The organism is Streptomyces sp. NPDC059142 (assembly GCF_042755665.1).
Lineage (GTDB): Bacteria > Actinomycetota > Actinomycetes > Streptomycetales > Streptomycetaceae > Streptomyces.
This window is the reverse complement of record NZ_JBHZDA010000032.1, coordinates 1-21,753: the sequence shown is the minus strand read 5'-3', so window position 1 is coordinate 21,753 and position 21,753 is coordinate 1. Positions and strand designations below refer to the sequence as shown.

Sequence of the window (21,753 nt, the reverse complement as noted above, 5' to 3'; positions counted from 1 at the left end):
CGCTCAGCCCCCGGAATCCCCGGCATCCCCGGATCCGGCGGGCGGCTCCTGCCAGCTTCGCAGCACGGCGTCGAACTGTTTGCGCATCTCCGCCCAGTCCTCATCGGGACCGGACATGTAGATCGCGTATTCCGTGCCGCTGTCGTCCGAGTAGTAAATCTGGTCGATGGCGTGCCGCTTGCCCGGATGGACGCCCTTCTCCACCCAGGTGAACTCCCATATCGCGGCCTGCTGCTTGTCCCGGTACCGGTTGGCCTCCAGCGTGATCAGGTTGTACGCCAGCCGTTGCCGCAGGCTCTGCTCCATGCTCCGCATGTGCTGGAGCGGGGTCTCGAAGTCCGGCTTGGTGATGCTGATCCGCAGCAGGTGCAGCCCGCCGTCCGGGCTGTAGTCGATCTGTTCGCTGTTCGTCAGCCGCGTCCAGTCCTCGGGCACACTGACGCTGAAGCCCTCCGGCGCGTTGACGCGTTTCCACCCCTCGGCGGTGGAACCGCCGCTGTCGGAACCGTCGTCGACGTCGCCGCCCCCGCCGTCCGACTGTCCGGCCGAGGTGTCCGGGTCCGACGGGTCGCCCGCCGCACCGTTCGCGGCGCCCGATCCCCCACCCGCGTAGTGCAGGGCGACGAATCCGGCGCCCCCGCCGAGGACCGCCGCGGCCACGACGGCCACCGCCGCCCTGCGCCAGCGGCGGCCCCGACCGGACCGGTCGGGCAGGGACGGCGCGGTCGGCGACTGCGGGGAGACCGGTCCGGGGGCGGGTGCCGGCGCGGCGGCGGGCAGCGGCGCGGCCCGGGTCACATGCCCCGAACCGGAGCCGCCTGTGCCGCCTGAGCCGCCGAAGCCACCGGAGCCGCCTGTGCTGCCTGAGCCAACTGAGCTGCCTGTGCTGCCTGATCCCCCGGAACCGTCGAAGCCGCCCGCAGGCCCGGCGGGCGCCGCGGCACCACCCGACACGGGCCGGGTCACGGCGTACGTCGTCGCCTCGTTCCCCGTGTCCGCCGCGTCCGGGGCGTCGGCGCCGTCCTGATCCCGCCCCTCCGCCACCTCGCGGAGCAGGCGTGCGCACGCCGCGACATCCGGCCGCTCCGCCGGATCCTTGCGGAGCAGCGCCGCGATGACGGGGGCGAGGGGGCCCGCCTGGTCGGGGTGGGCCGGCTCGTCCGTGACGACCGCCTGCATCGTGGAGAGCGGGGTGCCGCGACGGTACGGCGACGTCCCCTGCACGGCCGTGTAGAGCGTGACGCCCAGCGACCAGAGGTCGGAGGCGGGGCCGGGGTCCTTGCCCCGTACCCGCTCGGGTGCCAGATAGTCGATGGAGCCGACCAGTTCGCCCGTTCTGGTGATCGTCGAGTCGCCCTCGATGGCCGCTATGCCGAAGTCGGTGAGCAGGACGCGGCCGTCCCGGGCGAGCAGGACGTTGCCCGGCTTCACATCGCGGTGCAGCACACCGGCGGCGTGCGCGGCGCGCAGCGCGTCGAGGACCGCGAGGCCGGTCCTGGCCACCTCGCGGGGGTCGAGCCTGCCGGACTCCTTCACGGCGTCCGCGAGGGAAGGGCCGTCGACGTACTGCATGACGATCCACGGCCGGTCGTCGTGGTCGAGGACGTCGTGGACGGTGACGACGCCGGGGTGGCTGATCCGGGCGGCGGCGCGCGCTTCCTTCTGCGTGCGCTGGTGGAGTACGGCGCGGTCCGCCTCGGAGGCGTAACGCCCCGCGGTCAGCTCCTTGATGGCGACCGTGCGGTGCAGCACCTCGTCGTGCGCGCGCCACACCTTGCCCATGCCGCCGCGGCCGATGGTCTCGCCTAGGCGGTAACGCCCGGCGAGCACCGGCCCGGTCCCCGTCCCGGCCGTTCCCGTAGCCGCGCCCGCGCCTGTGCTCGCGCCCGTACTCTGCGAATGCTCCACGTCCCAGCCCCGTTCCTTGGGATCACAGGGTACGGAGGGAACACAGTGACGGGAAACCTCGGGGCGTGTCAGCCCGTTACACGGTAGGCACCCGTGGCCTGTTGATAGATCTCGGACACCTTGTCGCGCTGATCGTCCGGACCGATCACCTGCACTATGTGGTACCTGCCTTCGATGATCATCGCGAGGTTCCGCACATAGACCTGGCGTCCACTGCTGTCCTGCCAGGTGTACTGACCCTCCGCCATGGCCTGGCGGCCCACGTCGATCCGGCGCAGCCCGGTCGCGCTGGACCACGACGAGTCGCGGTACGGCTGGAGTTCCCGCTCCTTGTCGCGCTGGTAGGCCAGCGGATCGTCGCCGTTGTCCGCCACGCTGTCCCGGCCGGGGACCACGATCAGGGTGAAGTCGCCGCCGACGTAACGGACCTGGCCGCTGTCGTTGATGGGGCGTCGCTGCCAGTCCTTGTCGACCGCCGTGGTGAAGCCCTCGGTGTCGTCGCGCATCGCGTACCCGTCGGCGACGTCGGCGGCGGGCCCGGAGGTCTGCGGCGCCGACGTGTTGGGCTTCCCCGACGGGCTGTCGGAGGCCGGGTCGCCGGTCGGGGAGCGTGGCGCCGACGACGCGCTCGGCGACGCCTCGCCGACGCTCTGCCCCTTGTCCTGGGTGGTGTCGGCCTTGGGCAGGAACACCACGGCGTACCCGATGGCCAGCACGAGGAGCAGCAGGATCAGCAACAGCAGGTTGCGGCCCAGCGAACGGGGGCCGCGCCCCTTCTCCTCGCGGTCCTCGCGATCGTCCCAGCGCCCGCCGGACCTGCCGTCCGACCTGCCTCCGGTGCGGTCGGACGCCAGGTCGTCCACCCTGCTGTCCAGCCCGTCGTCGAGACGGTCCTGACGGTGGAACATGGCCTCGGTCTCGGGCCGCAGCGCCTCGTACGCCTCGTACCGGCGCGGCTCCTCCACCCCGGTCCGCGCGGAGCGCTCGGCCTTCCCGGGCCTGCCCGCCTTCTCCTTGCGTTCGTTGCCCTTCTTCTGGCGGTGCCGTCCGTGGCCGAGGTCGCGGCGCCGCCGCCTGCGGACCAGCTCGCCCCTGCGCCGCTTTATCGGCAGCCGTGTGGCGTCCTCGGAGAGCAGCGGGACGACGTCGAGACCGGCCTCGGGCTCGGGCGCGGACCGTACGAGCGAGCGGAGCCAGCCGCGCAGCTCCTCGAAGTCCGGCCGCTCGGTGGGGTCCTGACGCAGCAGCGACTCGACGACGGGCCGCAGCGGGCCGCACTCCTCGGCGAACGCGGGCGGCTCGGCGCAGACGAGCTGCACCAGCTCTATGGCGCTCTCCTCGGGGTACGGGGCGTGGCCCTGCACCGCGCGGTAGAGCAGCGCGCCGAGCGCCCACAGGTCGGTGGCGGGCCCGATGGGCGGCGCGAGCTGCCAGTTCTCGTGTACGGGGCCGGCCTGCTCGGGCGACCAGCGCTCCGTGACGGCGCCGACGACCGCGATCCGGGCCTGCCGGGCGCGCTCGGCGGCGAGCGGGGTGGCCGGGCCGCGGTAGGCGGGGGTGACGCTGCCCGCCATGACCTCGTCCCAGCGGCCGGCGCCGCCGCCCGCGACGGCGGGGAGCTGGAGCGACTGCCGCCGCGCCTCGCTGCCCGGAGCGCCCGGGGCGCCGTCGTTCCCGCCGTGCCCGGAACCCGGGCCGGTGTACGGGTCGCCGCCGCCCCGGGCCATGACCAGGTCGGTGCCGGGCCGCTGGTCGGGGACGCCGCCCACGGGAATGCCCGAGGTGGTGCCGGAGGTGGCGCCCCCTCCGTAGGAGCCGGGGTGCCGGCCGTACGGTCCCGCGTACGGGTCCGCGCCGCCGCCCTGGAGACCGCCACCGCCCGCGGGCACGGACCCCGAGGCGTCGTTCCAGGACGCCGGGCCGTCGCGCCACGTTCCGGCGAGCTGGGGGCGGTAGGGGGTGGGCGGGTCGTCGTCCTCGTCCGCGTCGGCGTCACCGTCCGGATCGTCGGCCGAGAAGCCGCGCGGCTGGGCCCACCAGTCCGGGTCGGGTCGGGAGTCGCGCGGAGTCTCCCGGGGCCCGTGCCCCGTACCGCCGCCGGGGCCGCCCGCCACGCCCGTGGCGCCGGATCCCGTGTCCGCGCCGCTGATGCCGGTGCCGGTGCCCGGCTCGGGGAGCGGGGGCACCGCCGTCCTGCCGGAGTTCGGGTCCTCACCGGCGCGCGCGGCGGCGCGTGCGCCCGCGCGGTACGCGGCGATGGCGCCGGCGCGCGCGGCGCGGATGTCGCCCGAGGCGTTCCCGCCGGGCAGCGCGGGCCGGCCGTCGTACGGGGCGGGCACCCCCGGGGTGGCGCCCTGCGGCCGGGGGAAGGCGCCGGACGTACCGGACGACGTACCGTCCCCGTACGGGTTCTCCGGGCGGGCACGTTCCAGTTCGGCGTGGCCGGAGGGTCCCGGCACGCCCGCCGTCGGGCCCGGTTCGTACGCCGCCCCCTGGCGCAGGGCGCCCGGCACTCCCCCGGTCGGCGCGAACCCTTCGGGCAGCGCGGACTGCCCCTGGGGCCCCGACCGCTGTGCGTCATCGACCGGATCAGGCCCTTGACCGTGCCCCTGGTCCTGGCCCTCAGGCCCCTCGGACAGCGGATCCGGATCCAGTGGTTCCGGCACCGGTGCGTAACCGCACAGGGCCTCTTCGGCCGCGCCCGCCGCGAGCCCGGTGAGCACGACCCGCCCGTCGTCGCAGACGAGCACCGTACGGACGGTGATGTTCCGGTGGGTCCAGCCGTGGGCGTGCACCACGCGTACGGCCGTGAGCACGTCGGAGGCGATCTCGGCCGCCCTGAAAGGGTTGAGCGGCTTCTCCGCGAGCAGCGCCGCCAGCGGTCTGGCGGCGACGAGTTCACTCACTATCCACAGCGAACCGGACTCCGCGAAGACGTCGAAGACCTGGTCGAGACGCGGATGGTCGGGGATCTGGGCGGCGCTCTGCGCGGCCTCGATGGCCCGCCGCACCGCCGGATCCGTGGCCTTGCGCGGCGTACGCCCGTGGACCCGGCGCGGCGCCGCGCCGTCGGCCTCCACGACCTCGGCCTCCACGACCTCCGGCAGCGGCACCTGCCTGACGAGGACTTCCTGTCCGCTGTACGTGTCGAACGCGCGCGTCTCGACGAGTTCATACTCGTCGGAGGGCGGCAACGGCAGGCGATAGCGGTCTGCGAGCACTCGACCCGCGTATTCGTCCACGACGCCTCCCCACAAACAGGCCGTCTCCTGGTCACGGAGACCCGCGAAACCGCCAATTCCGGTCGTTTACCGGCTCATTGTGGATGCGTACGGTTCGCGAGTTCTCACGATACGTGGCGGCGGGGGAACATGCCGCCGGGTCGCGGCAACCCGCTGCGGAACGTTCGCATCCGGTATGCCGCATCCTTCCCGCCCGCAGCCGGAACTCACCAGTCCGGTCGTTCCGCTCGGTCAGTCCTTGGGGGCGAAGGTCGCGTGCGCCGTCTCCCGGAGGGTTTTGCACTCCGTGCCGTCCCACTCGCTCGCCTTGCAGCTCACCATGATCGAGTAACCGTGCGTGCCGTCCATCTTGAAGCCCCGGTTGAGCACCCGTATCTGCTGGCCGCCCTGCCTGCGCTCGAACTCCCAGTCGGCGACGGTCGGGTAGCCGTTGTACTCGATCTCCTTGATGGAGAGCAGCTTGTAGTTGCTGCTACTGCCCGCGACCGCCGGCTCGGCCCCCCGCCACGCCGCCGCGGCGTCGTCCGTGGGCTTGGCGTTGAAGTCGACCTGGACACGCGGGAAGGCGCCCGCGGACCGGTTGTAGATACCACCGGAGTTCACACCGGCTATGGCGGTGCGCTTGAAGTCCTCGGGCATGCCCATCGTGAAGCGGAACCGGTCGTCGCTGACGGTGGTGTACCCCTCCGGCAGTTCCCCCGCCTTTCCGCCGCCGTCACCGCCGGTGTCGTCGCCGCTGTCCTCGCCGTCCTCGTCGGAGTCGCCCGAAGAACCCGGGTCGGAACCGGAGTCGTCGCCCTCCGTCTCCGACCCGCCGGTGGCGACGGAGTCCTTACCGTCCTCGGCGGGGCTCTTGCCCGCGTCCGCGCTGCCGTTGGTGCCGTCGGACTTGGGCACGACCGGCGCGTTGGTGCCTTCGGTGGCCTTGCCGCCGCCGGCGTCCTTCTCGTCCCCACCGGAGAGGGCGACGACCAGGACCGTGGAGATCAGGGCCACCGCGGCGACGACCGCGATGATCACGAGCGTGCGCCGGGGCACCACGTCGGTGAGCGAGGCGCGCGTCGCGGCCGGCCGGTACGGAGCCGCCGCGGGCTCCGGCCGGGGACCCGCCGACGCCGCCGAGGCCGAGCCGACGGAGGCCGAAGCGCCCACGGGCACCGTGGCCTTCCGCGCGGAGCGCAGGGCTCCGCGTACCCGGTCGCTCCCCGACTCGGCGGCGGACTTACGGCCGGTGCGCTCGGCGGACTCCTCGGGCAGCGGAGGCATCGGGACGATCCGGGTGACGTCGAGCGGCGGCTCCGGCTCCGCCTCGGGCGCCTGGACGATGTCCTCCAGGAGGGCCCGCGCGCCCGCGTCGTCGAGCCGCTGGTCGGGGTCCTTGGCGAGCAGCCCGTAGATGACCTCGGTGAGCGCGCCCGCGTTCTTCGGCGGGTCGAGCGGCTCGGTCATCACGGCGGTCAGCGTGGCGATCGCCGAGCCCTTGTCGTACGGGGGGAAGCCCTCCACCGAGGCGTACAGCAGGCCGCCGAGCGACCAGAGGTCGGCCGCGGGCCCCGGTTTGTGGCCCCGGGCGCGCTCCGGCGAGATGTAGGACGGCGCGCCGACGAGCATGCCGGTCGAGGTGACCGAGGGGTCCCCCTCGACCTGGGCGATGCCGAAGTCGGTGAGGACGACGCGGCCGTCCTCGGCGATCAGCACGTTGGACGGCTTCACATCGCGGTGCAGGATGCCCTCGCGGTGTGCCGAGCGCAGCACGTCGAGGATGGCGAGACCGACCTCGGCGGCCCGCCGCGGCGTCAGGAGTCCGTCCTCGCGCACGGCTTCGGCCAGGGACTTGCCCTCGACCAGCTCCATGACGATCCACGGCCGGTCGTCCTCGTCGACGACGTCGAAGACCGTCACCGCGCCGCTGTTGCGGATCCGGGCGATCGCCTTGGCCTCGCGCAGGGTGCGCGTGATGAGCCGGCGCTTCTCGTCCTCGTCGATGCTGGAGGGGAAGCGGAGTTCCTTCACCGCGACCGTACGGCCCAGCGTCTCGTCGAGGGCACGCCACACCGTGCCCATGCCCCCGCGCCCGAGCACCCCGCCGAGCCGGTACCTGCCCGCGAGCAGACGCCCTTCAGGGCTGCTGTCGGCGCTCTTCCCCGCGTCCTGCCGAGGTTCCTTCGCCGTGTCCCGCGACTGCTCCGACTCCGACATGCGTCCCCTCTGCGATCCCTGATCCTGGCCCGCGACTGCCCTCACCGCGCGGTGCCGTAACGCGCCCTGGCAGAGCCTTCATTGTCCCTCATTCCGGGACAGCCACTGCTCCCGGGTCCGGCGTCCGCCTCGGCGGTGCCCGACGGAGGAGCCCCCCACACTGCCACTACCCCGGGCCCCGCCCAGCACCCAGCCGGTCAGGTACCCGTTCGGCGGAGGAACGGATACCTGGTGACGGATGAGCATGCTGTGACGCGTGGGGCCGGAGTGGGGGTTACGGGAGTATCCCCCACGAGGGGGCACCCGTGTTCACCGAGGGCGGGTTGACGCTTCCTCACGCCCTCGTCCCCGCCCTTGGACCGTCACCGGCGCACGCTGCCCACGCACGCCTGTGATCAGTACGGAACACGGCCGCCGATGACTCAACTCCCGTGGGCGGCGGCACCGCAGAGGACCGGAAAGGCACGCCGTGCCAGGACGCGCCCCCGGGGGGCCTGCGCCGGAAGCCCCCCGGACGGGCGCGCGTCAGTGGGACGGATCGCCTGAGCCCGGCTCAGATGGGCACGATGTCCGGGGCTCCCAGCCGGGCCGCGTCCGCCGTCTGGTCGTCGGGCTGGCGCTGCGACTCCCGCTCGGCCTCCACCCGCTTCTCGTAGTGCTCCACCTCCCGTTCGATCTGGTCCTTGTCCCAGCCCAGCACCGGCGCCATCAGCTCCGCGCACTCCCGGGCGCAGCGCGTCCCCCGGTCGAAGGTCTCGATCGAGATGCGCGTCCGCCGCGTCAGGACGTCGTCGAGATGGCGCGCCCCTTCGTGCGAGGCCGCGTAGACCACCTCCGCGCGCAGATAGTCCTCCGCGCCGCCCAGCGGCTCACCGAGTCCCTTTTCGCCGGCGATCAGCTCCAGCACCTCCTCGACCAGCGTGCCGTAGCGGTTCAGGAGGTGCTCCACCCGTGCCACATGGATGCCGGTGCGCTCCGCCATCCTGGCCCGCGCGTTCCACAGCGCGTGGTACCCCTCGGCTCCGAGCAGCGGCACGTCCTCCGTGACGCACTCCGCCACCCGCTGGTCGAGGGCGTGCACCGCCTCGTCCACCGCGTCCTTGGCCATCACCCGGTACGTCGTGTACTTGCCGCCGGCGACGACGACGAGGCCGGGCACCGGGTGTGCGACCGTGTGCTCGCGCGACAGCTTGCTCGTCGCGTCGGACTCCCCGGCGAGCAGCGGACGCAGCCCCGCGTACACCCCTTGGACGTCGTCCCTGGTGAGGGGTGTGTGCAGCACCGTGTTGACGTGTTCGAGCAGATAGTCGATGTCCGCGCTGGAGGCGGCGGGATGGGCCTTGTCCAGGTCCCAGTCCGTGTCCGTGGTGCCGACGATCCAGTGGCGGCCCCACGGGATGACGAAGAGCACGGACTTCTCCGTCCGCAGGATCAGCCCCGTGGTCGAGTGGATCCGGTCCTTGGGGACGACGAGATGGATGCCCTTGGAGGCGCGGACGTGGAACTGCCCGCGCTCGGCGATCAGCGCCTGGGTGTCGTCCGTCCACACACCGGTCGCGTTGACGACCTGCTTGGCCCGGATCTCGTACTCGCCGGCCCCTTCCCGTGTCGAGCTCTCCACGTCCCGCACCCGGACGCCGACGACCCGCTCGCCCTCCCGCAGGAAGCCGACGACGCGCGCCCGGCCGGCGACGTGCGCTCCGTAGGTGGCGGCCGTGCGGACCAGGGTGGCCACATAGCGCGCGTCGTCCATCTGGGCGTCGTAGTACTGGAGGGCGCCGACCAGGGCGTCCTTCTTGAGGCAGGGCGCCACGCGCAGGGCGTGCCGCCGGGAGAGGTGGCGGTGGACCGGCAGGCCCCGGCCGTGCCCGGAGGAGACGGACATCGCGTCGTACAGCGCGACGCCCGAGCCCGCGTAGAACCGCTCCCAGCCCTTGTGCTTCAGCGGGTACAGGAACGGCACCGGCTTCACGAGGTGGGGCGCCAGCTTCTCCAGCAGCAGCCCCCGCTCCTTGAGGGCTTCCCGCACGAGTGTGAAGTCGAGCATCTCCAGATAGCGCAGACCTCCGTGGATCAGCTTGCTCGATCTGCTCGATGTGCCGGACGCCCAGTCCCGCGCCTCCACGAGGCCGGTCGCCAGGCCCCGGGTCGCGGCATCGAGAGCGGTCCCGGCGCCGACCACCCCCGCGCCCACGACCAGTATGTCCAGTTCACGCTCGGCCATCGCCGCGAGCGCTCGGGCGCGCTCCGCAGGCCCCAGTGTCGCTGTCCTCACCGCTTGCCTCCCGTCGTCCCCCCGTGATCGGGCTCACGTCTCGATTCTGTCCGCACTCACCGACTTCAGCCACCGGCTGTGGACAACCCCGGCCACACCCCTGCCCGGGACCGGATCCCACCGCGCCGGGCCGCCGCCCCACCGCCACCCCGCTGCCACCCCGCGACCGGCGCGCGGGCGACAGGACGAATCCTCCGGCCCCGCAATGCCGCATAACGGTCATATTTACGCCTAGTCTGACATTGCGCCCGCCCATTCTGTCCACAGGGCTTGCGCTCACTGTCCACTCCGGCTAAGGGAAGGACGGCCACCGCCATGCCCGCAGATCTCGCCGTCATCGGACTCGGTCATCTCGGACTGCCCCTCGCCCAGGCCGCCGTAGCCGCCGGGATCCAGACCATCGGCTTCGACACCGACCCGCGCCCCGTCGCGGAGCTGGCCGCCGGCCACACCCCCGTCGACGGCCCGCTCGCCCCCTCCGACATCCGCAGAATGCTGGCCGGCGGATTCCGGCCCACCACCAACCCGACCGAGCTGGGCCGGGTCCGTACCGCCGTGATCTGCGCGCCCACCCCGCTCGGCGCCGACCGCACCCCCGATCTGACCGCCCTCGGTGAGGCGGCCCGCGCGCTCGCCGCCAAGCTGCGCCCCCACACCACCGTGCTGCTGGAGTCGCCCGCCGCGCCCGGCACCACGGAGGGCTTCCTGCGCACCACCCTGGAGGAGGGCTCAGGGCTGCGCGCCGGCCGCGACTTCCACCTCGCGTACTCACCGGGCCGGCTCGACCCCGGCAACCGCACCCACGGCATCGCCAACACCCCCAAGGTCATCGGCGGCCTCACCCCCGCGTGCACCGAGTCCGCCGCCGCCTTCTACGGCCGCCTGACCGACAAGGTCGTACGGGCCAGGGGCCCGCGCGAGGCCGAGACCGTCAAGCTCCTCGAAACCAACTTCCGGCATGTCAACATCGCCCTCGTCAACGAGATGGCGGTGCTCTGCCACGACCTCGGCGTGGACCTCTGGGACGTCATCCGCTGTGCCGAGACCAAGCCCTTCGGCTTCCAGGCGTTCCGCCCCGGCCCGGGGGTCGGGGGGCACGGAGTGCCGTTGGATCCCAGCTATCTGCCGCACGCGGGCCGTACGCCCGGCCACCCGCTGCGGATGGTCGGCCTCGCCCAGGAGATCAACGACCGGATGCCGCAGTACGTCATCCAGCGCTGCGCCGCCCTCCTCAACGAGCACGGCAAGTCGGCGCGCGCGGCCCGCGTGCTGCTCCTGGGCGTCACCTACAAGCCGGACCTCGCCGACCAGGAGAGTTCACCGGCCACCGAGATCGCCTGCCGGCTGATGGACCTGGGCGCGGCGGTCAGCTACCACGACCCGTACGTCCCGGACTGGCGGGTACGCGAGCAGCCCGTACCGCGCGCCGACTCCCTCTACGAGGCCGCCGCGAACGCCGATCTGACGGTGCTGCTCCAGCACCACCGTACGTACGACCTCCAGGGCCTGGCGGTCAAGGCGCAGCTCCTGCTGGACACCAGGGGCGCGAGCCCGGCGGGCGCCGCGCACCGCCTCTGAGCCGCGCGGAGCCTGTCGGCGCCGCCCTCCACGGTCCCCTCCGGGGAGCTTCCTCCAAGGAATTACCGGGATCCCCCGGGGAATTACCGGGCCCGTTGTCGGAGCCGGCTGCTACTGTCCGGGGCTGTCGCGCGCAAGTCATGCTCGCGCCAATTTCCCTGGGGGATGTTTCACCATGAGCCAGTCCGTTCCGCCACCCGGCAACCCCTTCGCCCCGGGCGCCGTGCCGCCCGCGCCGTTCGCCCCTCCGCCCGCGCCCGCCCGTGACAACATCGCGCTCGGTCTGGCGGCGGCTCTGGTCACCGCTCTGGTCGCCGCCGGCATCTACGGCGGGATCGCCGGGGCCATCGAGCGGGAGATCGGCTGGGCGGCCATCGGGGTGGGCTTCCTGATCGGGCTCGTCGCGGGCAAGGTGGGCGGCACCAACCCCGTCCTGCCGGTCGTCAGCGGCGTACTGGCGCTGGGCGCCGTCTACCTCGGCCAGATCGTCGGGATCGCGATCATCGTCGCCAAGGAGCTGAACCTGTCCGCGACGGACGTCTTCCTCGACCACTTCGGTCTGCTGACCGACGCGTGGAACCAGGGCAAGGACGTCATGACGTTCCTCTTCTTCGCACTGGCCGCCTTCGCCGCGTTCTCGGGCGCGAAGAAGGCCGCCTCCTAGACGCCCGGACGCGGAGAAGGCCACTTCTTGGAGGCCTGGACGCGGAGAAGGCCGCCTCCTCCAAGGAAGCGGCCTTCTCCCGAAAACGCCTTCACGCGCCTTCGTACGTCCCTGCGGGACGGTGTTCAGCGGCGGTGCTGCGAGTCCGCGACCGTCACCTCGACGCGCTGGAACTCCTTCAGCTCGCTGTAGCCCGTCGTGGCCATCGCGCGCCGCAGGGCGCCGAAGAAGTTCATCGACCCGTCCGGGATGTGCGAGGGGCCCGTCAGGACCTCCTCCGTCGTGCCGACGATGCCCAGGTCCACCAGCTTGCCGCGCGGCACGTCCTCGTGGACGGCCTCCATGCCCCAGTGGCGCCCCTTGCCCGGCGCGTCCGTCGCCCGCGCCAGCGGGGAGCCGATCATCACCGAGTCCGCGCCGCACGCGATCGCCTTGGGCAGGTCGCCGGACCAGCCGACACCGCCGTCCGCGATGACATGCACGTACCGGCCGCCGGACTCGTCCATGTAGTCGCGGCGGGCCGCCGCGACATCCGCGACCGCCGTCGCCATCGGCACCTGGATGCCCAGCACGTTACGGGTGGTGTGCGCCGCGCCGCCGCCGAAGCCGACCAGCACACCCGCCGCACCCGTACGCATCAGGTGCAGGGCGGCGGTGTACGTGGCGCAGCCGCCGACGATGACCGGGACGTCCAGCTCGTAGATGAACTGCTTCAGGTTGAGCGGCTCCGCGGCCCCCGAGACATGCTCGGCGGAGACCGTCGTACCGCGGATGACGAAGATGTCGACCCCGGCGTCCACGACGGCCTTGGAGAACTGCGCGGTGCGCTGCGGCGAGAGCGCGGCGGCCGTCACGACGCCCGAGTCCCGCACCTCCTTGATGCGCCGGCCGATCAGCTCTTCCTTGATCGGCTCGGCGTAGATCTCCTGGAGCCTGCGGTTGGCGCTCGACTCGTCCAGTTCGGCGATCTCGTCGAGCAGCGGCTCGGGGTCCTCGTACCGGGTCCACAGACCCTCCAGGTTGAGGACGCCCAGACCGCCCATCTCGCCGATGCGGATGGCGGTGCTCGGCGAGACCACGGAGTCCATCGGCGCGGCCAGGAACGGCAGCTCGAACCGGTAGGCGTCGATCTGCCAGGCGATCGAGACCTCCTTCGGGTCCCGGGTGCGCCGGCTGGGGACGACGGCGATGTCGTCGAAGGCGTACGCCCTGCGGCCGCGCTTGCCGCGCCCGATCTCGATCTCAGTCACGATGTGTGGCCTTTCCCTCTACGTCTGCCGTCCCAGTATCCCCGTGGTCACACCTCAGGACGGACCTGGGTGAAGTCGACCACGCGGGCGTCAGCGGCCGGTGTAGTTCGGCGCCTCGACCGTCATCTGGATGTCGTGCGGGTGGCTCTCCTTGAGGCCCGCCGACGTGATCCGTACGAAGCGGCCCTTGCGCTCCATCTCGTCGATGGACGCGGCGCCCACGTACCCCATCGTCTGGCGCAGTCCGCCGATGAGCTGGTGCAGCACGGCGGAGAGGGGGCCGCGGTAGGGGACCTGGCCCTCGATGCCCTCGGGGACGAGCTTGTCGTCGGAGGAGACCTCGGCCTGGAAGTAGCGGTCCTTGGAGAAGGAGCGGCCCTGGCCGCGCGACTGCATCGCGCCGAGGGAGCCCATGCCGCGGTACGACTTGAACTGCTTGCCGTTGATGAACTGAAGCTCGCCCGGCGACTCCTCGCACCCGGCGAGCAGGCTGCCGAGCATGACCGTGCTGGCCCCGGCCGCGAGCGCCTTGCCGATGTCGCCGGAGTACTGGAGGCCACCGTCGCCGATGACCGGGATCCCGGCGGCCTGGCACGCCACGGCCGCCTCGTAGATCGCCGTGACCTGCGGCACGCCGATGCCGGCGACGACACGGGTCGTACAGATCGAGCCGGGGCCCACGCCGACCTTGACGCCGTCCACGCCCGCGTCGATCAGCGCCTGGGCGCCGTCGCGGGTGGCGATGTTGCCGCCGATGATGTCGACGGAGACCGACGACTTGATCTTGGACATCCAGCTCAGCGCGTTGCTGTTGTGGCCGTGCGAGGTGTCCACCACGAGGAAGTCGACGCCTGCGGCGACCAGCGCCTGGGCGCGCTCCAGCGCCTCCGGGCTGGCGCCGACGGCCGCGCCGACGAGCAGCCGGCCCTCGGCGTCCTTGGCGGCGTTCGGGTACTTCTCGGCCTTGACGAAGTCCTTGACCGTGATCAGACCCTTGAGGATGCCCGCGTCGTCGACCAGCGGCAGCTTCTCGATCTTGTGGCGGCGCAGGAGCTGCATGGCGTCCACGCCGGAGATGCCGACCTTGCCGGTGACCAGCGGCATCGGGGTCATGACCTCGCGCACCTGGCGCGTCCGGTCCGCCTCGAAGGCCATGTCACGGTTGGTGACGATGCCGAGCAGCTTGCCCGCGCGGTCGGTGACCGGGACACCGCTGATGCGGAACTTGGCGCAGAGCTGGTCCGCCTCGCCGAGCGTCGCGTCCGGGTGGACCGTGATCGGGTCGGTCACCATGCCGGACTCGGAGCGCTTCACCAGGTCGACCTGGTTGGCCTGGTCGGCGATGGAGAGGTTGCGGTGCAGCACGCCGACGCCGCCCTGCCGCGCCATGGCGATCGCCATGCGGGCCTCGGTGACCTTGTCCATCGCCGCGGAGAGCAGCGGGATGTTCACCTTGACGTTCCGCGAGACCAGAGACGCGGTGTCCACCTGGTTCGGCAGCACTTCCGAGGCGCCCGGCAGCAGCAGCACGTCGTCGTATGTCAGCCCGAGCGTCGCGAACTTCTCGGGCACTCCGTCGACGTTTGCAGTCATGACACCTTCCCCAAATGGCCTTGATCGGTGCGGATGTCCATGCTAACGGCCTCTGCGGGCCTCTCATTCCACGCTTGAGATCACCGATCCGGCTTTGTACGTTCGTACGGCGAACGGCCCCGTACGCGCGAACGCGCGCGGGGAGTACGCCCGGGGCACGCCCCGGTCACTGTTCCGCGAGCGCCCGCAGCCGGCTCAGCGCGCGGTGCTGGGCGACCCGGACCGCTCCCGGGGACATGCCCAGCATCTGTCCGGTCTCCTCCGCGGTGAGCCCGACGGCGACCCGCAGCACCAGCAGCTCGCGCTGGTTCTCCGGCAGGTTGGCCAGCAGTTTCTTGGCCCATTCGGCGTCGCTGCTGAGCAGCGCGCGCTCCTCGGGACCCAGGGAGTCGTCGGGCCGCTCGGGCATCTCGTCGGACGGTACGGCCGTGGATCCCGGGTGCCGCATGGCGGCCCGCTGGAGGTCGGCGACCTTGTGTCCCGCGATGGCGAAGACGAACGCCTCGAAGGGCCGTCCGGTGTCCCGGTAGCGCGGCAGCGCCATGAGTACGGCGACGCAGACCTCCTGCGCGAGGTCCTCGACGAAGTGGCGCGCGTCACCCGGCAGCCGGTTGAGTCTCGTACGGCAGTAACGCAGCGCGAGCGGATGGACGCGGGCCAGCAGGTCGTGCGTGGCCCGTTCGTCACCGTTGACGGCGCGGTGAACGAGCGCACCAATCACCGTGGGCTCGTCTTCGCGCATCGGTCCATGGTGCCTTGGCGGCTGCTGATCGGTGGCACTGCGTCCGTAGTTGTGCACCGAAGCGTTATGAGGTGGTGCGGCAGAACTCATCTCCTGCGCTCTCCCCTCGCGCTCGTCCGACTCGTCCCCGTGGAAGTCCACATCTCAAGGATGCGGCATTGCGCGGGAAACGGGTGTGTACGGACGTACGTTGCCTCACCCGGCGCCCGGAAACCACCGCGTACCGTCCGGAATCCCCTCTCCCGACGGCCCGGAACGCCGGCTCGCCCGCCGTCGGGAACCGTCGGCGGGCGAGGGGTCAGGACCGGTCGTACGTCAGCGGACCAGGCCCCACCGGAAGCCGAGCGCCACCGCGTGTGCCCGGTCGGAGGCGCCGAGTTTCTTGAAGAGCCGCCGGGCGTGCGTCTTGACCGTGTCCTCGGAGAGAAACAGCTCCCGGCCGATCTCGGCGTTGGAGCGGCCGTGGCTCATGCCTTCGAGCACCTGGATCTCACGCGCCGTGAGCGTGGGCGCCGCGCCCATCTCGGCCGACCGGAGCCGGCGCGGGGCGAGCCGCCAGGTCGGGTCGGCGAGCGCCTGGGTGACCGTCGCGCGCAGCTCGGCGCGCGAGGCGTCCTTGTGCAGATAGCCGCGGGCCCCGGCGGCGACCGCGAGCGCGACGCCGTCCAGATCCTCCGCCACCGTCAGCATGATGATCCGGGCGCCGGGATCGGCCGAGAGCAGCCGGCGGACGGTCTCGACACCCCCGAGGCCGGGCATCCGTACGTCCATCAGAATGAGATCCGACCGATCGGCACCCCAGCGGCGGAGGACTTCCTCGCCGTTGGCCGCGGTCGTCACGCGCTCGACACCGGGCACGGTCGCGACCGCGCGGCGAAGCGCCTCTCGGGCAAGCGGGGAGTCGTCGCAGACGAGGACGGATGTCATGACCGTCCTCCGCAGCTAGTGCGCGTCACCTTGAGCCTCCAGGCTGGGTACATATCGTCACCTGTGCGATTGACGCTCTCGGACATGTGCCCGATCGCTCATTCTCTCAACCGCCTCGCACATTCAACGACGGTCACTCGAAAGAGTTACGGGTCCGACGGCCGACTTCGGCACTCCCCGTGAGGGGTCGCACACGGAGGAGAGCGGCGGTAAGTCTTCCGGTGCCCAGTGGAAGCTATGCCCCATTTAGCGGGTTTTCTTCACTTTTACTGGTGTCTGTGGCTAGATTCGCAATGAGTCATATTTACATCTACTTACATAGTAGATGTACGGTCGGGAGCACCGGTGCGGGTACGCGCCGGGCTCGTACCCGGCGTCCAAGCGGCGCGTATCCGCCTCAGCACGGTTTCAAGGGGACATGAGCAATGGCAGATTTCTCCCGCCTTCCCGGACCGAACGCAGATCTGTGGGACTGGCAGCTGCTCGCGGCTTGTCGCGGTGTGGACAGTTCGCTCTTCTTCCACCCGGAGGGGGAAAGGGGCGCGGCACGAAGCGCGCGTGAGAACTCGGCGAAAGAGGTGTGCATGCGGTGCCCGGTCCGCGCGGAGTGCGCGGCGCACGCACTGGCGGTACGGGAACCGTACGGCGTGTGGGGCGGGTTGACGGAGGACGAGCGTGAGGAGCTGATGGGACGCGCGCGCTCCCGGCTGATCACGGCGCACGCCTCCACGCCGTCCACCACCGCGAACTCGGCACCGGCGTCCGCGGGCGCTCCGGGGCCGGGCGGGGGCGCGGGGCCCGGGGGACATCACGGGATGGACTGAACACGACCCTGCCTCAAGGAAGAAACGTTTCCGCATCTCTCTGTCGCGGCTCCCGCACCTTCACGGGGGCGTTTTCCGGCGTGTCGGCGGGGGTCAGCGCGCGGCGGCCCGCGCGAGCTGGTCCAGCATGGCCGCCACGGCCGGGACCCGCGCCAGGTCCGGCAGCGTGAGCGCGACGATCTCCCGTTCCACGGACGGCTCGACCCTCAGCGTCCGCACACCTTCCGTACGGACCGACTCCATCGCCAGCTCCGGCAGCATCGCCACCCCGAGCCCGGCCGCGACCAGTCCGACCACCGCCGGGCAGTCGTCGGTCGCGAAGTCGATCCGGGGCGTGAACCCCGCCTCCCCGCAGGCGTCGACGAGCTGGGTACGGCAGCGCGGGCATCCCGCGATCCACGGTTCGCCGGCGAACTCGCCGAGCGGGGCGCCGCCCGCGTCCGCGAGCCGGTGGCCCTCGGGGACGAGGCCGACGAGCCGGTCCCTGAGCAGCGGCCGGACGACCAGGTCGTCCCATTCCGTCCCGGGGTGGCCGTACCGGAACGCCAGCGCCACCTCGCAGTCGCCGTCCCGCAGCATCGCCGCCGAGCTGGGCGGCTCGGCCTCGACGAGCGAGACGCGGGTGCCGGGGTGGGCGGCGCGCAGGGCCGCCAGTGCGGTGGGGACGAGGGTGGAGCTGCCGCTCGGGAAGGAGACCAGCCGGACCCGGCCCGCGCGCAGCCCGGCGATGGCGGCCATCTCCTCCTCCGCCGCGGTGAGCCCGGCGAGGATGCCGGTCGCGTGGCGTACGAGCGCTTCACCCGCCTGGGTCAACCGGGTCTCACGGCCGGTGCGGACGATCAGCGGTGTGCGCGCGGAGGTTTCGAGCGCCTTCATCTGCTGGCTGACGGCGGGCTGCGTACAGCCCAGCTCACGGGCGGCGGCCGAGAAGGAGCCGGTGGCGGCCACGGCGCGCAGCACGCGGAGATGGCGGGCCTCGATCATTCCTCGCATGTCCCGAATATAAGTGATCCTTGGAGGTATCGATCATTATTGAATGGATCGCTTGGGCGGGGGTGGTTAGCGTGTGGCCATGAAGCTTCTGACCGTGAATGTGGGACGGCCCCGGGCCGTGGAGTACACGGACGCGCCGGGCGGCGCGACGGGGATCGACAAGCGCCCGGTCGAGGGTCCCGTGCGGGTGGCCGATCCCGGCGCCAAGGGCGAGGGGGCGAGCGGGGTCTCCGGGGACGCGGTCTGTGATCTGCGCCATCACGGCGGCACCGACCAGGCGGTGTACGCGTTCGCGCGGGAGGATCTCGACTTCTGGGAGCGCGAGTTGGGGCGGCCGCTCCCCAACGGCACGTTCGGCGAGAATCTCACGACGTCCGGCCTCGACATCATGAACGCGCGGATCGGGGAGCGCTGGCGGATCGGTTCCGAGGTGGTGCTGGAGACGACGAGCGGGCGGATCCCGTGCCGTACGTTCCAGAGCTGGCTGGGCGAGAAGGGCTGGGTCAGGCGCTTCACCCGGGAGGCGGTGACCGGTGCCTATCTGCGGGTCATCACTCCGGGCGAGATCCGCGCGGGTGACCCGATCGAGGTGGTTCACCGGCCGGACCACGAGGTGACGGTGGGTCTGGCGTTCCGGGCGGTCACGACGGAGCGGGAGCTGCTGCCGCGGGTGCTGGCGGCCGGAGAGGCGTTGCACGGCGAGGAGTTGAGGACCGCGCGGGAGTACGTGGAGAAGCACGGCGGGCGCGGGTAGCCCCGGCCGGCCTCCGGCGGGGCGGGCGGCCGGTTCTGGACGGAGCCGGGGCGGCCGCGGCACAGGCACTACCGTGCGCGTATGACGACTGCTCTGATTACGGGCTCGACGGCGGGCATCGGCGCCGCCTTCGCGCGACGGCTGGCGGCTGACGGGCACAACCTCGTGCTCGTGGCCCGCGACACCGAGCGCCTGCGCGACCAGGCCACCGAACTGCACGACCTGCACGGCATCGAGGCCGAGGTGCTGACCGCCGACCTGTCCACGGAGGCCGGGATCGGGGCGGTGGAGAAGCGGCTCTCGGACTCCAAGCACGCGGTGGACCTGCTGGTCAACAACGCGGGCTTCGCCAACAAGGGCAGTTTCCTCGATGTCCCGATGGCCGATGAGCTGACGATGCTGAAGGTGCACTGCGAGGCGGTGCTGCGGCTGACGTCGGCCGCGGTCGGCGGTATGAGAACGCGCGGGCGGGGCGGGGTCGTCAATGTGGCGTCGGTCGCCGCGTTCGTGCCGCGCGGGACGTACGGCGCGTCGAAGGCATGGGTCGTGCAGTTCACCCAGGGCGTGGCGCGGGATCTGACGGGGTCGGGGGTACGGCTGATGGCGCTGTGCCCCGGTTTCGTACGGACCGAGTTCCACGACCGGGCCGGGATGGGCACGGACAGCATCCCGGGGTGGATGTGGCTGGACGCGGACAAGCTGGTGACGGCCGCGCTGACCGATCTGGCGCGCGGGAAGGTCGTGTCCGTACCGGATCCGCGGTACAAGGCGCTGATGGGTGTGGTGAAGCTGACCCCGCGCGGACTGCTCGGCGGGGTCACCTCGAAGACGGGCCGCAAGTACGGCCCGCAGTAGGAGCGGGGGCGCCGCGGACACCGACGGTACGGATCACCGGCACCGGCGGCAGGGGTGAACCGGCACCGGCGGTACGGGTGGGCGGCACCGGACACCGGCGGTGAGGCACCACCGGCACCACCGGCACCACAGCAGCAGCGAGGCCCGGCACCCCTTCTGGGGTACCGGGCCCGGCTGTGCGTCGCGGGAGAGCCGCGTCGGGTTCAGCCGCGAGAATCAGTGGCTGTGGCCGTGGCCGCCGTGGCCCGCGTCGGCCTCTTCCTCGGCCGGCTTCTCGACGACCAGGGTCTCGGTCGTGAGCAGCAGCGCGGCGATGGAGGCGGCGTTCTCCAGGGCGGAGCGCGTGACCTTGACCGGGTCGATGACGCCGGCCTTCACCAGGTCGACGTACTCGCCGGTGGAGGCGTTGAAGCCGTGGCCCTTGTCCAGCTCCGCCACCTTCGAGGTGATGACGTAGCCCTCAAGGCCGGCGTTCTCGGCGATCCAGCGCAGCGGCTCGACGACGGCGCGGCGGACGACGGCGACACCGGTGGCCTCGTCGCCCTCCTTGCCGAGGTTGCCCTCCAGCACCTTGGCGGCGTGCACCAGGGCGGAGCCACCACCGGAGACGATGCCCTCCTCGACCGCGGCGCGGGTCGCGGAGATGGCGTCCTCCAGACGGTGCTTCTTCTCCTTCAGCTCCACCTCGGTGGCGGCACCGACACGGATCACGCACACGCCGCCGGCCAGCTTCGCGAGGCGCTCCTGGAGCTTCTCGCGGTCCCAGTCGGAGTCCGTGGACTCGATCTCGGCCTTGATCTGGTTGACGCGGCCGGTGATCTCGTCGGCGGCGCCCGCGCCGTCGACGATGGTCGTGTCGTCCTTGGTGACGGTGACGCGGCGGGCGGAGCCCAGCACGTCCAGACCGGCCTGGTCGAGCTTGAGGCCGACCTCCTCGGCGATGACGGTCGCACCGGTGAGGGTGGCGATGTCGCCGAGCATGGCCTTGCGGCGGTCACCGAAGCCGGGGGCCTTGACCGCGACCGCGTTGAACGTGCCGCGGATCTTGTTGACCACGAGGGTGGAGAGCGCCTCGCCCTCGACATCCTCGGCGATGATCAGCAGCGGCTTGGAGCTGCCGCCCTGGATGACCTTCTCCAGCAGCGGGAGCAGGTCCTGGATCGAGCCGATCTTGCCCTGGTGGATCAGGATGTACGGGTCGTCGAGGACGGCCTCCATACGCTCCTGGTCGGTCACCATGTAGGGGGACAGGTAGCCCTTGTCGAAGGCCATGCCCTCGGTGAAGTCCAGCTCCAGACCGAAGGTGTTGGACTCCTCGACGGTGATGACACCGTCCTTGCCGACCTTGTCCATCGCCTCGGCGATCAGCTCGCCGACCTGCTCGTCCTGCGCGGAGAGCGCGGCGACGGCGGCGATGTCCGACTTGTCGTCGATCGGGCGCGCGGTCGCGAGCAGCTCGTCCGAGACGGCCTTGACCGCGGCGTCGATGCCCTTCTTCAGGGAGGCCGGGGAAGCGCCGGCGGCGACGTTACGCAGGCCCTCGCGGACCAGCGCCTGGGCCAGCACGGTGGCGGTGGTGGTGCCGTCACCCGCGATGTCGTTGGTCTTGGTCGCCACCTCCTTCACGAGCTGGGCGCCCAGGTTCTCGTACGGGTCGTCGAGCTCGACCTCGCGGGCGATCGTGACACCGTCGTTGGTGATGGTGGGGGCGCCGAACTTCTTGTCGATGACGACGTTGCGGCCCTTGGGGCCGATCGTCACCTTCACCGTGTCGGCAAGCTTGTTGACGCCGCGCTCAAGGGCGCGACGGGCGTCCTCGTCGAACTTCAGGATCTTCGCCATGGGAGCTTCTCTGTCCTCTCAAATGAGCTGCGGGGGGGGGGGGCCCGCCGGCGGCGCGGTGGGGGGGGGGCGCGCGCGCACCCCAAACTAATGATTGTTTGTTTTTT

15 protein-coding genes are annotated in these 21,753 nt (G+C 71.7%); 5 read left to right on the top strand and 10 right to left on the bottom strand.

The features are described from left to right. Positions 1 to 3: 3 nt before the first annotated feature. The 4 genes from ACFXPK_RS14640 to ACFXPK_RS14625 form a co-directional block, all read right to left on the bottom strand. Entirely contained in the window at positions 4 to 1,908 is a 1,905-nt protein-coding gene (locus ACFXPK_RS14640; RefSeq protein WP_385075215.1) for a serine/threonine-protein kinase, read from the bottom strand. A gap of 68 nt (positions 1,909 to 1,976) precedes the next feature. Next, positions 1,977 to 5,150: a protein kinase gene (locus tag ACFXPK_RS14635; protein ID WP_385075212.1), complete on the bottom strand. Its 3,174-nt coding sequence runs from the start codon at positions 5,148 to 5,150 to the stop codon at positions 1,977 to 1,979. A 231-nt stretch (positions 5,151 to 5,381) separates the two neighbouring features. Continuing rightward, complete coding sequence (locus ACFXPK_RS14630; protein WP_385075209.1) at positions 5,382 to 7,349, bottom strand: serine/threonine-protein kinase; 1,968 nt, start codon at positions 7,347 to 7,349, stop codon at positions 5,382 to 5,384. A 553-nt stretch (positions 7,350 to 7,902) separates the two neighbouring features. Then, positions 7,903 to 9,624 carry a glycerol-3-phosphate dehydrogenase/oxidase gene (locus ACFXPK_RS14625; RefSeq protein WP_384994990.1) on the bottom strand — a complete coding sequence of 574 codons (1,722 nt, stop codon included), beginning with the start codon at positions 9,622 to 9,624 and terminating at the stop codon, positions 7,903 to 7,905. 315 nt (positions 9,625 to 9,939) lie between these two features. Between ACFXPK_RS14625 and ACFXPK_RS14620 the strand changes: the two genes are divergently transcribed. After that, positions 9,940 to 11,202 (top strand): nucleotide sugar dehydrogenase, encoded by a 1,263-nt coding sequence (locus tag ACFXPK_RS14620; RefSeq protein WP_384994988.1) that lies wholly within the window; start codon positions 9,940 to 9,942, stop codon positions 11,200 to 11,202. Between the two features lie 175 nt (positions 11,203 to 11,377). Beyond that, positions 11,378 to 11,866, top strand: a complete 489-nt coding sequence (locus ACFXPK_RS14615; RefSeq protein ID WP_385075205.1) for a hypothetical protein — start codon at positions 11,378 to 11,380, stop codon at positions 11,864 to 11,866. A 125-nt stretch (positions 11,867 to 11,991) separates the two neighbouring features. Here ACFXPK_RS14615 and ACFXPK_RS14610 read toward each other — a convergent pair whose 3' ends face one another. The 4 genes from ACFXPK_RS14610 to ACFXPK_RS14595 form a co-directional block, all read right to left on the bottom strand. Beyond that, positions 11,992 to 13,116, bottom strand: a complete 1,125-nt coding sequence (locus ACFXPK_RS14610) for a GuaB3 family IMP dehydrogenase-related protein (RefSeq protein ID WP_384994983.1) — start codon at positions 13,114 to 13,116, stop codon at positions 11,992 to 11,994. Positions 13,117 to 13,206: 90 nt separating this feature from the next. Then, complete coding sequence (gene guaB, locus ACFXPK_RS14605) at positions 13,207 to 14,709, bottom strand: IMP dehydrogenase (RefSeq protein ID WP_385075202.1); 1,503 nt, start codon at positions 14,707 to 14,709, stop codon at positions 13,207 to 13,209. A 166-nt stretch (positions 14,710 to 14,875) separates the two neighbouring features. Next, a complete protein-coding gene (locus tag ACFXPK_RS14600) occupies positions 14,876 to 15,451 on the bottom strand; it encodes a sigma-70 family RNA polymerase sigma factor (protein ID WP_384994979.1) in 576 nt (191 codons plus the stop codon). Between the two features lie 315 nt (positions 15,452 to 15,766). Beyond that, positions 15,767 to 16,378 carry a response regulator transcription factor gene (locus tag ACFXPK_RS14595; protein WP_003948568.1) on the bottom strand — a complete coding sequence of 204 codons (612 nt, stop codon included), beginning with the start codon at positions 16,376 to 16,378 and terminating at the stop codon, positions 15,767 to 15,769. A 425-nt stretch (positions 16,379 to 16,803) separates the two neighbouring features. Here ACFXPK_RS14595 and ACFXPK_RS14590 point away from each other — a divergent pair, with 425 nt between their 5' ends. After that, the gene (locus ACFXPK_RS14590; RefSeq protein WP_384994977.1) at positions 16,804 to 17,202 is read left to right on the top strand and encodes a WhiB family transcriptional regulator; all 399 of its coding nucleotides are present in this window, start codon (positions 16,804 to 16,806) and stop codon (positions 17,200 to 17,202) included. Positions 17,203 to 17,295: 93 nt separating this feature from the next. Here ACFXPK_RS14590 and ACFXPK_RS14585 read toward each other — a convergent pair whose 3' ends face one another. Next, positions 17,296 to 18,186 carry a LysR family transcriptional regulator gene (locus tag ACFXPK_RS14585; protein ID WP_385075281.1) on the bottom strand — a complete coding sequence of 297 codons (891 nt, stop codon included), beginning with the start codon at positions 18,184 to 18,186 and terminating at the stop codon, positions 17,296 to 17,298. A gap of 88 nt (positions 18,187 to 18,274) precedes the next feature. On the opposite strand from ACFXPK_RS14585, the gene ACFXPK_RS14580 reads away from it, so the two are divergent. Beyond that, positions 18,275 to 18,949, top strand: a complete 675-nt coding sequence (locus ACFXPK_RS14580) for an MOSC domain-containing protein (RefSeq protein ID WP_384994975.1) — start codon at positions 18,275 to 18,277, stop codon at positions 18,947 to 18,949. A gap of 81 nt (positions 18,950 to 19,030) precedes the next feature. Further along, on the top strand, positions 19,031 to 19,804 hold the full coding sequence (locus ACFXPK_RS14575) for an SDR family NAD(P)-dependent oxidoreductase (RefSeq protein WP_384994973.1): 774 nt from the start codon (positions 19,031 to 19,033) through the stop codon (positions 19,802 to 19,804). Positions 19,805 to 20,020: 216 nt separating this feature from the next. Here the strand turns inward: ACFXPK_RS14575 and groL are convergent, their stop codons facing one another. Next, the gene (gene groL, locus ACFXPK_RS14570) at positions 20,021 to 21,646 is read right to left on the bottom strand and encodes a chaperonin GroEL (protein ID WP_329828696.1); all 1,626 of its coding nucleotides are present in this window, start codon (positions 21,644 to 21,646) and stop codon (positions 20,021 to 20,023) included. Between the last annotated feature and the right edge of the window lie 107 nt (positions 21,647 to 21,753).